We start from the raw sequence: 14,788 nt of genomic DNA on the forward strand, positions 1-14,788 counted from the left end.
GGCGCAGGCCGAGGCGGCGCGGCGCAGCCGGCTGGCGGCGCTGATCGCCCAGGGCGAACGCCTGGCCGCCGACCGCGACGAGTCGATGCACGAGCGCGAGGAGGTGGCGGTCGAGATCGCCGCCTTGCCCGACGGCGAGGCCCAGCGCCGGGCCGTCAGCGAGATCCGCTCGGCTCTGGCCGAGGCGCGGTCCGGGCTCGGCGCCCGGCAATCGGCGCTGKAGCGGCTCCAGCGCGAGGCCGGGGGCCGGCGCGGCCGGCTGCGCGCGATCGAGAGCGAGGTCCACGGTTGGGACAGCCGCGCGAGAGGCAGCGCCGACCGGCTGGCCGAGCTGGAAGCACGGCTGGAGGAGAGCCAGGCGACGCTGCTGGAGCTGGACGCCCGGCCGGCCGAGATCGCCGCCCGGCGCGAGACCCTGATCGGCCAGATCGACGAGGCCGAGCGCCGCCGCCGCATGGCCGCCGATGCGCTGGCGGTCGGCGAGCAGCGCCAGGAGGCCGCGGACCGTGCCCTGCGCGCCGCCGAATCCGCTTTGGCCGAATCGCGCGAGGCCCGGGTACGCGGCGAGGCGGCGGTGGTCGCCGCCCAGACCGCGGTCGAAGGGCTGCGCAGCCGCATCACCGAGCGGCTGGACTGCGCACCCGAGGCCGTGGCCGGCCTGGCCGGGCTGACTCCGGAATCACCGCTGCCCGATCAAGAGGACATCGCCCGCAAGCTCGACCGGCTGAACCGCGAGCGCGAGGGTATGGGCCCGGTCAATCTGCGGGCCGAGGTCGAGATCGTCGAGATCGAGTCCCAGCACACGCGGCTGTCGGCGGAGAAGGAGGACCTGACCGCCGCCATCGCCAAGCTGCGCCAGGGCATCGCCTCGCTGAACCGCGAGGCGCGGGAGCGGCTGGTGGCCAGCTTCGACGTGGTCGACGGCCATTTCCGGGCGCTGTTCACCCGGCTGTTCGGCGGCGGCAAGGCGCAGCTGGCCCTGACCGACACCGAGGACCCGCTGGAGGCGGGACTGGAGATCTTCGCCAGCCCGCCGGGCAAGAAGCTGCAGCACCTGTCGCTGCTGTCGGGCGGCGAGCAGGCGTTGACGGCGGCGGCGCTGATCTTCGCCGTGTTCCTGACCAACCCGGCGCCGATCTGCGTGCTGGACGAGGTCGACGCGCCGCTCGACGACGCCAATGTCGACCGCCTGTGCACCCTGCTGGGCGAGCTGGCGGAGGGCGGCCGCACCCGTTTCCTGATCATCACCCATCACCGCATGACCATGGCGCGGGTGAACCGGCTCTACGGCGTCACCATGATCGAGCGCGGCGTCAGCCAGCTGGTCTCGGTCGACCTAGAGCAGGCCATCCGCCACGCCCAGCCGCATCAGCAGGAGCTGGCGATCTGAGAGCTGACCGCCTCACCAGAGGCGGGTGACGACGCCATCGAACACGGCGTCGGCCGAAATCAACAGCAGGTCGTGATGGGCCGCGCTGGCGGCCAGCAGACGGTCGAAGGGGTCGCGATGCGGCCAATTCATCGTGGCCGCCTGCAGGCAGATGGCTGGCGTCAACTCGATGATACTGCCGCCCTGCTCCTCCAGGATCCCGATGAGCCGGGGTATGAACGGCTCCATAGCTGGCCATTTTCCCAGCCGCACCTTCTGCCCGATCTCGAAGAACGAGACTGGGCTCAGCAACACGGTTTGCGCCCGTGCGATCGTGGTCCGGGCCTTGTCCGACAGCCGCTCGCGCTCCGATAGAGTCCAGGCCCAGACGTGAGTGTCGAGCAGGACGCCCTTCACCGACCGCCTTCCCAGGCGGTCAGGTCGTCTTCGTCGAGCGGCTCGAAGAAGTCCGGCGACGGCCCCTCCAGCTGCCCTTCGAGGATGCCGATCTGGAACTTGCCCTGCGAAATCGCAACAAGCTTGACCACCGGTTTGCGTCCCTTAGCGATCACGACCTCTTCGCCGGCTAGAGCCGCGTCGATGAGCTTCGACAGGTTGGTTTTCGCTGCGTGCACGGTGAATTGCATCGGTTCCTCCGTCCGATAGTCAAGTTAGCTAATCATCCGCTCTTAGTCAAGTTAGCTAACCTGATTGCTGTCGTCCCATGAAACATGGTTGTTCCGGATAGCGGTGCTGAGGGGTGAGGAGGCGGGAGGCCCGATCGCGAACCCGGCTCTCACGGACTTACGGCTCCGTCTGGTCCACCTTGACCAGCACCTTGTCGATGCGGTTGCCGTCGAGGTCGATGACTTCGTAGCGCACGCCGTTCTCGACGAAGCTTTCGGCCACCTTCGGCAGGTGGCCGAGGTGCCAGAGCACGAAGCCGGCCAGGGTCTGGTAGTCGCCGTCCTCCGAGCGCAGGCCGCGCAGGCGCAGCAGCCGCTCGACCTCGTCGATCGGCGTCATCGCATCGACCAGCCAGCTGCCGTCGTCGCGCCGCACGATCGAATAGCCGGCGGCGTCGATGGTCAGGTCGCCGACCTCGCCGGCGATCGCCGACAGGATGTCGGTCGGCGTCACCACCCCTTCGACGCTGCCGTATTCGTCGACCACCACGGCGAGATGGATCGGCGCGCTGCGGAAGGTCTGCAGCAGCTTCAGCGCCGGGGTGCCGTCCGGCACCACCAGCGGCGGCCGCATGGTCTCGGCCACGTCGAACGGGCCGCCGCCGAGCAGGCGGTCGAGCAGGTCCTTGGTCTGGATCACGCCTTCCAGCTCATCCAGCGAGCCGCGGGCCACCGGAAAGCGGCTGCAGCCGCTCGCGGCGATAGTCTTGCGGATCTCGTCCGCGCTGTCCTCGAGATCGACCCAGACCACCTCGTGCCGCGGCGTCATGATCGACCGCGCCGACCGATCGGCCAGGCGCAGCACGCCTTCGATCATCTCGCGCTCGGCCTCGACGAAGACACCGGCCTCGGTGCCCTCGGCGATCATCGACTTCACCTCCTCCTCCGTCACCGTCTGGGCGGGAACGGCCGAGACGCCGAGCAGGCGCAGCACCAGCTCGGTCGAGCGCTGCAGCAGCCAGACGATCGGGGCGCCGACCGCCGCCACCGTCTGCATCGGCCGGGCGACGCGGGCGGCGATGCCCTCGGCGTGGTTCAGCGCGATCCGCTTCGGCACCAGCTCGCCGATGATCAGCGAGAAATAGGTGATGGCGATCACCACCAGGGCGAAGGACAGCCCGTCGGCCCAGGGGCCGACCACCGGCAGGGTCCGCATCCAGTCGCGCAGCGGCACCGACAGGGTGGCGCCGCCGAAGGCGCCGGCGAAGATGCCGACCAGAGTGATGCCGACCTGCACGGTCGACAGCAGACGGTTCGGATCCTCGGCCAGGGCGAGGGCGGCGCGGGCGCCGCGATGGCCCTGTTCGGCCATGCCCTGCAGCCGGGCGCGGCGGGCGGAGACCAGCGCCAGTTCCGACATCGCGAAAAAGGCGTTGATCAGGATGAGAAGCACGACGATGACGAGTTCGACGATCATCGGCGGCCGCTAGACGGAGGTTCGTCCGTCTCTTCGCTGTGGGAAGCTGGCATAATGCCGGCTGAGATACCCGGTCGGGCGCCCCCGCGTCCACCGTCATGCCGATAATATTCGGCGGAACGGCGGCCGGCGGGGGGCAGATCTGCCAGGATCAGGGCCGTTACACCGGCATCCCGATCATCATCTGGAACTCTCGGCGCAGCTGCGGCTCGTCGCGGAAGGCGCCGATCATGCAGCTGGTCACCATCTGGGTGCCGTGCTTGTGCACGCCGCGCGTGGTCATGCAATGGTGCTGCGACGACACCATGATCGCCACGCCGCGCGGCTTCAGCACCTGGTCGATCGCCGAGGCGATCTGCGCCGTCAGCCGCTCCTGGATCTGCAGCCGCTTGGCATAGGCGTCGACCACCCGCGCCAGCTTGGAGATGCCGACCACCCGCCGGTCCGGCAGATAGGCGACATGCGCCTTGCCGATGATCGGCACCATGTGGTGCTCGCAATGCGACTCGAAGTCGATGTCGCGCAGCAGCACCATCTCGTCATAGCCCTCGACCTCCTCGAAGGTGCGGGACAGCAGTTCGACCGGGTCCTGGGCGTAGCCGCGGAAGAACTCCTCGTAAGACTTCACCACCCGCTTCGGCGTGTCTCGCAGCCCCTCCCGCCCGATATCCTCGCCGGCCCAGCGCAGCAGCACGCGCACCGCTTCCTCGGCCTCTGACCGGCTCGGGCGATGCTCGGCCGCGCGCGTCGGCTGCGCTGCGACGTTGGCCGCCACGGGGGTGAAGGGGTTGCGGGTCATGATGCCGGCTTCTCCGGGCGGTTGTCGTTGTCGGTGCTGGTCCAGTTAGGACTTTGGTCTGTCACATCAGTTCAATCGGATCGTGCGATGCGGGCTGTCCAGCGAAAAAGCGGGGATCGCCACGTCGAAGCGCTCGCCCGACGGGGTCTCCATCTGATAGGTGCCGACCATGATGCCCGACGGTGTCGCGATCGGCGCCCCGCTGGTGTACTGGAACGCCTTGCCCGGCTCGATCACCGGCTCGACCCCGACCACGCCGGGGCCCCGCACCTCCTGCACCCGGCCGGACTCGTCGGTGATCTGCCAGTAGCGGCTGCGCAGCTGCACCCGCTCGCGCCCGTGATTGACGATGCGGACATGATAGGCCCAGACGTAGTGATTCTCGTCGGGGGAGGATTGGTCCTCGAGATAGGTCGGCTCGACCGACACCTCGATCGCCCGGGTTTCCGCAGTGTACATGTCGTCGATCCGCTGGCGGGCGCCTTCGCGCCGTGATCCCGATCTGACTATATGGGACGCTGCGGCGTCGCGTCCAATTGCGACGCGACCGGCGACTCGAATCCGATCTCGACCCGGTCATTGGCCGGCTCCGCCTGGCCCGGCGGGGCGGGCAGCAGCGGATCGGCCGCGCCGGCGCCGGCGACCGTGATTCGAGCCGGCGCAATTCCGGCCGCCCGCAACCGCGCCGCCACCAGCCTGGCCCGCTGCAGCGACAGGCGCTGGGCGGCTGCCGGGTCGCTGCCGGCATCGGCATGGCCGGTGACGATCAGGCGCGGCGCAGGTCCCTTGGCGCGGCGCCGGGCATCCTCGACCACCGCGGCGGCAACGGCGGCGGTGCCGTCCGGCGCCATCCCGGTCTTGCCGGGCAGGAAAAAGACGTAGCGGATATCGGCCGAAAGCGCCCGGTCCACCGGCACCGAATCGGGCAGCTCGACCCAGTCGCTGCGCGATGGCACGCACCCCGCCAAGCCTGCCAGAGCCACACATGCCAGCACCGCAACGATCCGCATCGTCCCCGTCGTCCTGTTTCCGTCTCACGTCCAGCATAGGGCGTCGCCATGGCGGCGGCGAGGCGGCATTCCCGCCTCGCCTCGATCGACGGTTGGCCGGAGCGGACCGAGATGGCTACCATGCCCGCCGTCGAAGCAGCGCCAATGAGGATCATGCGCATCGCCATCATCGGAGCCGGGTTCACCGGCTGCCTGCTCGCGGTCCAGCTCCTGCGCCGCTCGGCCGGGGCGGCGAAGGTCGTGCTGATCGAGCGCGGCGGCCCGCCCGGCCGCGGCATGGCCTATGGCACGCCGCACCCGGCGCATCTGCTGAACGTCCGCACCGCCAACATGAGCGCGTTCCCGGACCAGCCGGAGGATTTCCAGAGCTGGGCCCGGGCGCATGGCGCCGGCGACCAGCCCTATCTGCCGCGCCGCTTCTATGGCGACTACATCGGCGAGACCCTGGCCGCCGCCGGGCGCGACTTCCCCGGCGGGCTGACCATGCTGGCGGACGCCGCGGTGGGGCTGGACCGTGACGCCGCCGGGGTGACGGTGCGCCTCGCCTCCGGCCGCACCGAGCCGGCCGACATCGCGGCGCTGTGCACCGGCAACGCGGCGCCCTCGGCCCCGGTGGCGCTGCCGGATGCGCCCGGGCGGATCCTGGTCGGGCCGGAGGATGCCTGCCTGCCCTCGATCCTGCCGGACGAGACCGTGCTGATCCTCGGCACCGGCCTGACCATGATCGACATCGCCGCCGGCCTGGCGGCACAGGAGCATCGCGGCCGCGTCCTGGCGCTGTCGCGGCGCGGCCTCTTGCCCCGGCCGCATCGCGACCTCGCCAGCAGGCCGGCGGCGCTCGACGCCGCGGAGTTCGTCGGCCGGCCGGCGCTGGCGGTCCTGCGCCGTCTGCGTGTCCTGTGCCGCGAGGCGGAGGCGGCGGGCGGCGACTGGCGCGCGGTGATCGACGGGCTGCGCCCCTTCACCCAGAAGCTGTGGCAGGGCTGGGACGAGACCGAGGCGGGGCGCTTCCTGCGCCATCTGCGGCCCTGGTGGGACGTGCACCGGCACCGGGTAGCGCCGGCGATCGCCGACCGGGTCGGCGCGATGATCGCCTCGGGCCAGTTGCAGGTGCTGGCGGGACGACTGCGCACGGTCGCGCCGACGGAGGACGGGCTGACGGTCACCTTGCGCCGCCGCGGCGGCGCAGCCGACGAGACCAGGGCGATCTGCCGCCTGGTCCTGGCCAGCGGGCCGGAGACCGACCCGGCGCGAACCGACGACCCGCTGCTGCGCTCGCTGATCGCCGGTGGCGCGGTGCGGCCGGATCGGCTGCGGCTCGGCCTCGACGTCGATGCCGACGGCCGGCTGATCGGTCATGACGGCCAACCCTCGCGCCGGCTCTACGCGCTCGGGCCCCCGACGCGCGGCGCCTTCTGGGAGATCACGGCGGTGCCGGACATCCGCAAGCAATGCGCCGAGGTGGCGGCGGCGATCCTCGCCGGCGACACCGTCCCGGCCCCGGCCAAGCCCGGCTTCGACCCGGGGATCTGACGAAGGGGAGCGGTTCAGGGCCTCCCAATCCCTCAAAACTGTCATGCCCGGGCTTGACCCGGGCATCCAGTGGATCTCGACGATTCCTGGATTGCCGGGTCAAGCCCGGCAATGACAATGGAGGGATTCAGAGATCGTTTGGAAATGCGCTGGTGTGAGTCGACTGGCGGTGGTTTCGAGAACCGGAGCGCAGCGGACGTTGGTCCGTGAGCACCGGAAGCGGAGAAACCGCCGCCAGGCGGCCGCACCAGTAGCGTTTACAAATGATCTCTACCGCACCTTCCCTTCCTTCCAGGCCTGCAGCAGGCTGTCATAGGCCACGGTCTGGCCCTTCTCCTTCTCGTTCGCCAGCTTCGGCTTCGGCGCGCCGGGCGCGTCGAACCATTCCTGGGCGGTCTTCTCCTCGTTCAGCTTCGGCCCGCAATCGCCGAGATTGCCGGCCCGCTCCAGCCGGCCCAGCACCTGGTCCTGCTGCTTGGCCAGGTTGTCCATCGCCTGCTGCGGCGTGACCTCGCCGGTCACCGCCTCGGCCACGTTCTGCCACCACAGCTGCGCCAGCCGCGGATAGTCGGGAACGTTGGTGCCGGTCGGGGTCCAGGCGACGCGTGCCGGGCTGCGGTAGAACTCGACCAGCCCGCCCAGCTTCGGCGCCATCTCGTCCATCGCCTTGGAGCGGATATCGCTGTCGCGGATCGGGGTCAGGCCGACCTGCAGCTTCTTCAGCGAGGTCGATTTGCAGATGCAGAACTGGCCGTACAGCCAGGCCGCCTTGCGCCGCTCCGGCGGGGTGCTCTTCAAGAGCGTCCAGGAGCCGCAATCCTGGTAGCCCAGCTTCATCCCCTCCTCCCAGTACGGGCCGTGCGGCGAGGGCGCCATGCGCCATTTCGGCGTGCCGTCCTCGTTCACCACCGGCAGGCCCGGCTTGGACAGGTCGGCGGTGAAGGCGGTGTACCAGAAGATCTGCTGGGCGATGTTGCCCTGGCCCGGCACCGGCCCGGCCTCGGAGAAGGTCATGCCGGCGGCCTCGGGCGGGGCGTACGCCTTCAGCCACTCGATGTACTTGGTCAGCGCGTACACCGCCGCAGGGCCATTGGTATCGCCGCCGCGGGTGACGCTGGAGCCGGCGGGGCGGCAGCCTTCCACCCGGATGCCCCATTCGTCGACCGGCAGGCCGTTCGGGATGCCCTTGTCGCCGGCGCCGGCCATCGACAGCCAGGCGTCGGTGAAGCGCCAGCCCAGCGACGGGTCCTTCTTGCCGTAGTCCATATGGCCCCAGACGCGGACGCCGTTGATCTCCTTCACCTTGTTGGTGAAGAAGTCGGCGATGTCCTCATAGGCCGACCAGTTCACCGGCACGCCCAGGTCGTAGCCGTACGCCGCCTTGAACTGCTCCTGCAGCTTCGGGTCGGTGAACCAGTCGTAGCGGAACCAGTACAGGTTGGCGAACTGCTGGTCCGGGATCTGGTACAGCTTACCGTCCGGCGCGGTGGTGAAGCTCTTGCCCATGAAGTCGTCGACGTCGAGCGTCGACAGCGTCACGTCCTTGCCTTCACCGGCCATGTAGTCGGACAGCGGAATGGCCTGGCCGTAGCGGAAATGCGTGCCGATCAGGTCGCTGTCGTTGACGTACGCGTCGTAGATGTTCTGGCCGGACTGCATCTGGGTCTGCAGCTTCTCGATCACGTCGCCTTCCTGAATCAGGTCGTGCTTCAGGTTGATGCCGGTGATCTCGGAGAAGGCGCGGGCCAGCGTCTTCGACTCGTATTCATGGGTGGTGATCGTCTCCGACACCACGTTGATGTCCATGCCGCGATAGGGTTCGGCCGCCTTGATGAAGAACTCCATCTCCTTCATCTGCTGGTCCTTGGTCAGCGTCGAAGGCTGGAATTCGGTGTCGATCCACTTCTTGGCATTGGCGGTCAGCTCCTCCGCCGTGGCCGCGAAGGCCCGGCGGGCGAAGCCCGGCATGGCGATGGCGGCGCCGAGCGCGGAGGCGCCGCGCAGCAGGTCACGGCGGTGGACCGGGAACCCGCCCGGCCCGTGCAGCATCTTGGTCATGATCTCTCCCCGTCTCTACGTCTGTTGAAACCAGCACTTCCTGCCCCGGAGGCCGGGGCCGGCCCGGACAAAATCATCCGAACCGCATCACCGCGATCATCCAAACGACGGCGATCGCGAAGCCGTACCAGAGGCTGCCCGAGGCCAGCCCGACCCAGGCGAGATGAATGTAGGCGGCGCCGAGCAGACCGATGAACAGCCGGTCGCCGCGAGTGGTTGTCAGCGGCAGGAAGCCGCGCCGGGGCACCGAGGGCGAGGCCAGCTGCCACGCCGTCATGGCGACGAGCAGCGCCGCGATGCCGCAGAAGAACCAGGCGGTGGGCGGCGTCCAGGCCATCCAGTCGAGGGTCATGGCGCTGCCTCCTCACACCCGGCCCAGGGCGAAGCCCTTGGCGATGTAGTTGCGGACGAACCAGATCACGATCGCACCGGGCACGATGGTCAGCACGCCGGCGGCGGCCAGCAGCGACCAGTCCATGCCGGAGGCGCTGACCGTGCGGGTCATGGTGGCGGCGATCGGCTTGGCCTCGACCGAGGTCAGGGTGCGGGCCAGCAGCAGCTCGACCCAGGAGAACATGAAGCAGAAGAAGGCGGTGACGCCGATGCCGCCGCGGATCAGCGGCACGAAGATGGTCAGGAAGAAACGCGGGAAGGAGTAGCCGTCGATGTAGGCGGTCTCGTCGATCTCCTTCGGGATGCCCGACATGAAGCCTTCCAGGATCCACACCGCCAGCGGCACGTTGAACAGGCAATGCGCCAGCGCCACGGCATAGGGCGTATCGATCAGCCCGAAGGCGGAATAAAGCTGGAAGAACGGCAGCAGGAACACCGCCGGCGGCGACATCCGGTTCGACAGCAGCCAGAAGAACATGTGGGTGTCGCCGACGAAGCGGTACCGGCTGAAGGCGTAGGCGGCCGGCAGCGCCACCAGCAGCGAGATCACCATGTTCATCAGCACATAGGTGATCGAGTGGATGTAGCCCGAATACCAGGACTGGTCGGTGAAGATGGTGACGTAGTTGGCGAAGGTCACCTTGTGCGGGAACAGGGTGAAGCCGGACAGGATCTCCTGGTTCTCCTTCAGCGACATGCTGACCAGCCAGTAGATCGGCAGCAGCAGGAACAGCATGTACAGGACCAGGATGACGGCGCGGGTGCGTGGACTCATGACGCGTCGCCTTTCCCGAGATTGGTGATCACCGTGTAGAACAGCCAGGAGAACAGCAGGATGATCAGGAAGTAGATCAGCGAGAACGCCGCCGCCGGGCCGAGATCGAACTGGCCGACCGCCATCTTGGTCAGCTCCTGGCTCAGGAAGGTGGTGGCGTTGCCGGGCCCGCCGCCGGTCAGGACGAACGGCTCGGTGTAGATCATGAAGCTGTCCATGAAGCGCAGCAGCAGCGCGATCAGCAGCACGCCCATCATCTTCGGCAGCTGGATGTAGCGGAACACCGCCCAGCGCGAGGCGCCGTCGATCCGCGCCGCCTGGTAGAAGGCATCCGGGATCGAGCGCAGGCCGGCATAGCCGAGCAGCGCGACCAGCGAGGTCCAGTGCCAGACATCCATCACCAGTACGGTGATCCAGGCGTCGAACGGATCGCCGGTGTAGTTGTAGTCGATGCCCAGGCGGTTGATCAGCACGCCGGCCAGGCCGATGTCGGGCCGGGCGAAGATCTGCCAGATGGTGCCGACCACGTTCCAGGGAATCAGCAGCGGCAGCGCCAGCACCACCAGGGTGACGGACACGGCCCAGCCCCGCGCGGGCATGCACAGCGCCACCAGAACGCCGAGCGGGATCTCGATCGCCAGCACGCAGAAGCTGAAGATCAGCTGCCGGCCAAGTGCCGCCTGCAGCCGGTCGTCCTGCAGCACCTGCTCGAACCATTCGGTGCCGACGAAGACGCCCTGGCCGGGGCCGAAGATGTCCTGCACCGAATAGTTCACGACCGTCATCAGCGGGATGATGGCGCTGAACGCGACCAGCAGCACGACCGGGACGACCAGGAACCAGGCGGCGTTGTTCGGGGTCTTGTCCATGATCAGCCCACCAGCCTGCCGTCGGCATAGAGAAGCGTGCGCTCCGGCGGGAAGCGCAGATGCGCGGTGTCGGCCGGAACGGCGCGGCCCTCGGCCACCTTGGCCTTCACCGTCGCGGCGCCGAGCCGCAGCGTGACGATCAGATGGGTGCCCAGGTCCTCGACCGCGGTCACCGCCGCCGGGATGCCGCTGTCGGCGATCTCCAGGAACTCCGGCCGGATGCCGAGTTCGAGCTTGCCGGTGGCCTGTCCGATCCCGGCGAGCGCCGAGTCCGACAACGGGATGCGGGCACCGTCGACCACCGCGTCGCCCTGGTCGACGGTGCAGGGCAGCAGGTTGATGCCGGGGCTGCCGATGAAGTAGCCGACAAAGGTGTGGGCCGGCCGCTCGAACAGCTCCTGCGGGGTGCCCAGCTGCACCACCTGGCCGTCATACATGACGATCACCTCGTCGGCGAAGGTCAGCGCCTCAAGCTGGTCGTGGGTGACGTAGATCAGGCTGGTCCGCACCTGCTCGTGCACCTCCTTCAGCTTGCGCCGGAGCTGCCATTTCAGATGCGGGTCGATCACCGTCAGCGGCTCGTCGAACAGAATGGCGGCGACGTCCTTGCGCACCAGGCCGCGGCCGAGCGAGATCTTCTGCTTTTCGTCGGCGTCGAGGCCGCGGGCGCGGCGCTTCAGCACCGGCGTCAGCTCCAGCATCTCGGCGACCTCGGCGACGCGGGCGTCGATCTCGGGCCGGGGCAGCTTGCGGTTGCGCAGCGGGAAGGCCAGGTTCTCGGCCACCGTCATGGTGTCGTAGACCACCGGGAACTGGAACACCTGGGCGATGTTGCGCTGCTCCGGCGACGCCTGGGTAACGTCGCGGCCGTCGAACAGGATCTGGCCCTGGCTCGGCGTCACCAGGCCGGAGATGATGTTCAGCAGCGTGGTCTTGCCGCAGCCGGACGGGCCGAGCAGGGCATAGGCGCGGCCGCTCTGCCAGACCATGTCCATCGGCCGCAGCGCATAATCCGCCGGATCCGTCGGGTTCGGCTTGTAGCTGTGCGCCAGGGCCTTGAGGTCGATGCGGGCCATGCTGTCACCTGGTCCGGGCGGGGGCGGCGGCGAGCCGCCCGGCCGGGTCGAAGACGTAGATCCGAGCGGGATCGATCGCGACCGTCAGCGGCTCGCCCAGCGGGTGCTTGTGCACCCCGGTCTGCTGCGCCACCCAGGGCCGGTCGCCGAAATGGAAATGGACATAGGTCTCGGAGCCGCTGATCTCCGCCAGCTCGACCCGGGTGGTCACCGAGGCCTCGCCCGGGCCGCCGGTGCCGAGGCGGAGATGGCCCGGCCGCACGCCCACGGTGCAGGGACCCGCCGCCAGCCCGGCCAGATGACCGGCCAGCGGCACGGCGACGCCATCGGCCAGGCGCAGGGTGCCGTCCGCCACCTCGGCCGGGCCGATGTTCATCGGCGGGTCGCTGAACACCTCGGCCACCCTGGTCGAGGCCGGGTGCTGGAACACCTCGACCGTCGGCCCGATCTGCAGCAGCCGGCCTTCATCGAGCACCGCGGTGCGGCCGCCCAGGATCAGCGCCTCGGCCGGCTCGGTGGTGGCGTAGACCACGATCGCCTTGCCGCGCCGGAAGATCTCCGACAGCTCGGCCCGCAGCTCCTCGCGCAGCTTGTAGTCGAGATTGACCAGCGGCTCGTCCAGCAGCAGCAGGCCGGCATCCTTCACCAGGGCGCGGGCGATTGCGGTGCGCTGCTGCTGGCCGCCCGACAGCTCGCCCGGCAGCCGCGTCAGGAACCGGTCGATCCGCAGCATCGCCGCGGTCTCGCGCACCCGGCGGTCGATCTCGGCGCGGGCGAGACCCTTGAGGCGCAGCGGCGAGGCGATGTTGTCGTAGACCGTCTTCGACGGGTAGTTGATGAACTGCTGATAGACCATGGCGACATCGCGGTTGCGTACCGAGGTGCCGGTGACGTCGCGGCCATCGACCAGGACGCGGCCGCGGCCCGGCCGCTCCAGCCCCGCCATCAGCCGCATCAGCGTGGTCTTGCCGGCCTGGGTGCGGCCCAGCAGCACGGTCAGCGTGCCGGGCTCCAGCACCAGGTCGAGCGGATGGATGTGGGTCTCCGCCCCGACCTCCCGGGTCACGCTTTCGAGAACGAGCGTCACGACGCGGCCCTTTCCTCGGTACGGGAGTTGCGGGCCCTGAGCCAGTCGTCGATCAAGCCATGCGCCTCCGCCGGAATGTGCAGCCCCAGCTTGGACCGGCGCCACAGCACGTCGGCGGCGGTGCGGGCCCATTCCTGATCGACCAGATAGTCCAGCTCGGCCTCGGTCAGGCCGACGCCGAAATCGCGGCCGAGATCCTCCAGGCTCTGGGCCGGCCCCAGCAGCCGGTCGACACGGGTGCCATAGGCGCGGGCCAGGCGGCGGGCCAGCGGCTCCGGCAGCCAGGGCCGGGCGGCGCGCAGCTTCGCCAGGAAGCCCTCGAAATCGGCGTCCGGGATGTCGCCGCCCGGCAGTGGCGCCGCGGCGGTCCAGGGCGCACCCTTGATGCCCAGCACCGGCGCCAGCTTCTCCAGCGCGTGCTCGGACAGGCGGCGGAAGGTGGTGATCTTGCCGCCGAACACCGACAGGGCCGGCGCCTGGCCTTCGGGCGCATCCAGCTCCAGCACATAATCGCGCGTCGCCTCGGAGGCGCTGGAGGAACCATCGTCATAGAGCGGCCGCACGCCGGCATAGCTCCACACCACGTCGTCCGGTGTCGGGCCGGCGGCGAAGCAGCGGCCGACCGCCTCGCACAGATAGGCCGTCTCCTCCGGCGTGATGCCGACGCCGGCCGGGTCGCCCTGGTAGTCGAGGTCGGTGGTGCCGATCAGCGAGAACTTTCCTTCATAGGGGATGACGAAGACGATGCGCCGGTCGGCATTCTGCAGGATGAAGGCTTCGGGCCCATCATACAGCCGCGGCACCACGATGTGGCTGCCCTTGACCAGCCGCACGCTGGACGCGCCCGGCAGGCCGACCGTGTCGTTCAGCACATGCTTGACCCAGGGGCCGCCGGCATTGACCAGGCCGCGGGCCGCGACCTGGCGCTCGCCGCCGTCGGCGCTGCGGAGCGTGGCGGTCCAGCGGCCGTTCTCGCGCTGCGCCTGGACGCATTCGGTGCGGGTCAGGATCTCGGCGCCGCGCTCCTTTGCGTCCAGCGCCGCCAGCGTCACCATGCGGGCGTCGTCGACCCAGCAGTCGGAATATTCGAAACCGCGCGTCAGATGCGGCCGCAATACCCGGCCGATGGCGCCGCCGCGCAGCTTCAGCCCGTGGCTGGCCGGCAATAGCTTGCGGCCGCCGAGATGGTCGTACAGGAACAGCCCCAGTCGCACCATCCAGGCCGGCCGCATCGACCGATCGTGCGGCAGCACGAATCGGAGCGGCCAGATGATGTGCGGCGCCGCGCGCAGCAGCACCTCGCGCTCCATCAGCGCCTCGCGGACCAGGCGGAACTCGTAATATTCGAGATAGCGCAGCCCGCCATGGATCAGCTTGGTCGAGGCCGAGGAGGTGGCCCCGGCCAGATCCCCCTTCTCGCACAGCAGGACGGAGAGGCCGCGCCCGGCCGCATCGCGAGCGATGCCGACGCCGTTGACGCCGCCGCCGATGACCAGGAGGTCGTACAGCACCTCAGCCACGTTTCCTGCCTTTGTTTGCGGCTGCGCCGCTTTCGATATTCGCAAACGAAAATCTGCCTTGGCTTCCGGTTGGATGCAATCGGAATTCATGGCGAATGCGCAGGATTTCGTCTGCAAGGCCATCTTGCATGCGCGAAAGCGAATGTTTATCAACGTTTTATATAGGTGGAATATAGGTCGATCGATGAGATTTTAT

Annotated in this window: 14 protein-coding genes and 1 pseudogene; 2 read left to right on the forward strand and 13 right to left on the reverse strand. The window is 69.0% G+C overall.

Annotation, left to right across the window (positions count from 1 at the left end):
• Positions 1 to 1,390, forward strand: a pseudogene (locus AB4Z01_RS29510) (chromosome partitioning protein ParA); the annotation flags it as partial.
• 12 nt (positions 1,391 to 1,402) lie between these two features.
• On the opposite strand, the gene AB4Z01_RS29515 reads toward AB4Z01_RS29510, so the two are convergent.
• The 6 genes from AB4Z01_RS29515 to AB4Z01_RS29540 form a co-directional block, all read right to left on the reverse strand.
• Complete coding sequence (locus AB4Z01_RS29515) at positions 1,403 to 1,786, reverse strand: type II toxin-antitoxin system VapC family toxin (RefSeq protein ID WP_441699696.1); 384 nt, start codon at positions 1,784 to 1,786, stop codon at positions 1,403 to 1,405.
• A complete protein-coding gene (locus AB4Z01_RS29520; RefSeq protein ID WP_441699698.1) occupies positions 1,783 to 2,016 on the reverse strand; it encodes a type II toxin-antitoxin system Phd/YefM family antitoxin in 234 nt (77 codons plus the stop codon). The genes AB4Z01_RS29515 and AB4Z01_RS29520 overlap by 4 nt, the downstream gene beginning before the upstream one ends.
• Before the next feature lie 157 nt (positions 2,017 to 2,173).
• The gene (locus AB4Z01_RS29525) at positions 2,174 to 3,472 is read right to left on the reverse strand and encodes a hemolysin family protein (RefSeq protein ID WP_441699699.1); all 1,299 of its coding nucleotides are present in this window, start codon (positions 3,470 to 3,472) and stop codon (positions 2,174 to 2,176) included.
• Between the two features lie 160 nt (positions 3,473 to 3,632).
• On the reverse strand, positions 3,633 to 4,271 hold the full coding sequence (folE, locus tag AB4Z01_RS29530) for a GTP cyclohydrolase I FolE (protein ID WP_441699700.1): 639 nt from the start codon (positions 4,269 to 4,271) through the stop codon (positions 3,633 to 3,635).
• Between the two features lie 66 nt (positions 4,272 to 4,337).
• Entirely contained in the window at positions 4,338 to 4,730 is a 393-nt protein-coding gene (apaG, locus tag AB4Z01_RS29535; RefSeq protein ID WP_441699702.1) for a Co2+/Mg2+ efflux protein ApaG, read from the reverse strand.
• Positions 4,731 to 4,777: 47 nt separating this feature from the next.
• The gene (locus tag AB4Z01_RS29540) at positions 4,778 to 5,227 is read right to left on the reverse strand and encodes an OmpA family protein (protein WP_441699703.1); all 450 of its coding nucleotides are present in this window, start codon (positions 5,225 to 5,227) and stop codon (positions 4,778 to 4,780) included.
• A 207-nt stretch (positions 5,228 to 5,434) separates the two neighbouring features.
• On the opposite strand from AB4Z01_RS29540, the gene AB4Z01_RS29545 reads away from it, so the two are divergent.
• On the forward strand, positions 5,435 to 6,814 hold the full coding sequence (locus tag AB4Z01_RS29545) for an FAD/NAD(P)-binding protein (protein ID WP_441699704.1): 1,380 nt from the start codon (positions 5,435 to 5,437) through the stop codon (positions 6,812 to 6,814).
• Between the two features lie 270 nt (positions 6,815 to 7,084).
• Here the strand turns inward: AB4Z01_RS29545 and AB4Z01_RS29550 are convergent, their stop codons facing one another.
• The 7 genes from AB4Z01_RS29550 to glpD all read right to left on the reverse strand — a co-directional run bounded on the left by AB4Z01_RS29550 (position 7,085) and on the right by glpD (position 14,592).
• A complete protein-coding gene (locus tag AB4Z01_RS29550; protein ID WP_441699739.1) occupies positions 7,085 to 8,782 on the reverse strand; it encodes an ABC transporter substrate-binding protein in 1,698 nt (565 codons plus the stop codon).
• Positions 8,783 to 8,945: 163 nt separating this feature from the next.
• A complete protein-coding gene (locus AB4Z01_RS29555; RefSeq protein ID WP_342234751.1) occupies positions 8,946 to 9,224 on the reverse strand; it encodes a DUF2160 domain-containing protein in 279 nt (92 codons plus the stop codon).
• 12 nt (positions 9,225 to 9,236) lie between these two features.
• Positions 9,237 to 10,040, reverse strand: coding sequence for a carbohydrate ABC transporter permease (locus AB4Z01_RS29560; RefSeq protein WP_441699705.1), 804 nt, complete (start codon positions 10,038 to 10,040; stop codon positions 9,237 to 9,239).
• Positions 10,037 to 10,909, reverse strand: a complete 873-nt coding sequence (locus AB4Z01_RS29565) for a carbohydrate ABC transporter permease (RefSeq protein WP_441699706.1) — start codon at positions 10,907 to 10,909, stop codon at positions 10,037 to 10,039. Before AB4Z01_RS29565 ends, AB4Z01_RS29560 begins: the two co-directional genes overlap by 4 nt.
• Before the next feature lie 2 nt (positions 10,910 to 10,911).
• Complete coding sequence (locus AB4Z01_RS29570; protein WP_441699707.1) at positions 10,912 to 11,985, reverse strand: ABC transporter ATP-binding protein; 1,074 nt, start codon at positions 11,983 to 11,985, stop codon at positions 10,912 to 10,914.
• Positions 11,986 to 11,989: 4 nt separating this feature from the next.
• Positions 11,990 to 13,072, reverse strand: coding sequence for an ABC transporter ATP-binding protein (locus AB4Z01_RS29575; RefSeq protein ID WP_441699708.1), 1,083 nt, complete (start codon positions 13,070 to 13,072; stop codon positions 11,990 to 11,992).
• Positions 13,069 to 14,592: a glycerol-3-phosphate dehydrogenase gene (glpD, locus tag AB4Z01_RS29580; RefSeq protein WP_441699710.1), complete on the reverse strand. Its 1,524-nt coding sequence runs from the start codon at positions 14,590 to 14,592 to the stop codon at positions 13,069 to 13,071. The genes AB4Z01_RS29575 and glpD overlap by 4 nt, the downstream gene beginning before the upstream one ends.
• Between the last annotated feature and the right edge of the window lie 196 nt (positions 14,593 to 14,788).

Origin of the sequence: Inquilinus sp. YAF38 (assembly GCF_052113205.1) — a bacterium.
In the GTDB taxonomy this organism is placed as follows: Bacteria; Pseudomonadota; Alphaproteobacteria; order DSM-16000; family Inquilinaceae; genus Inquilinus.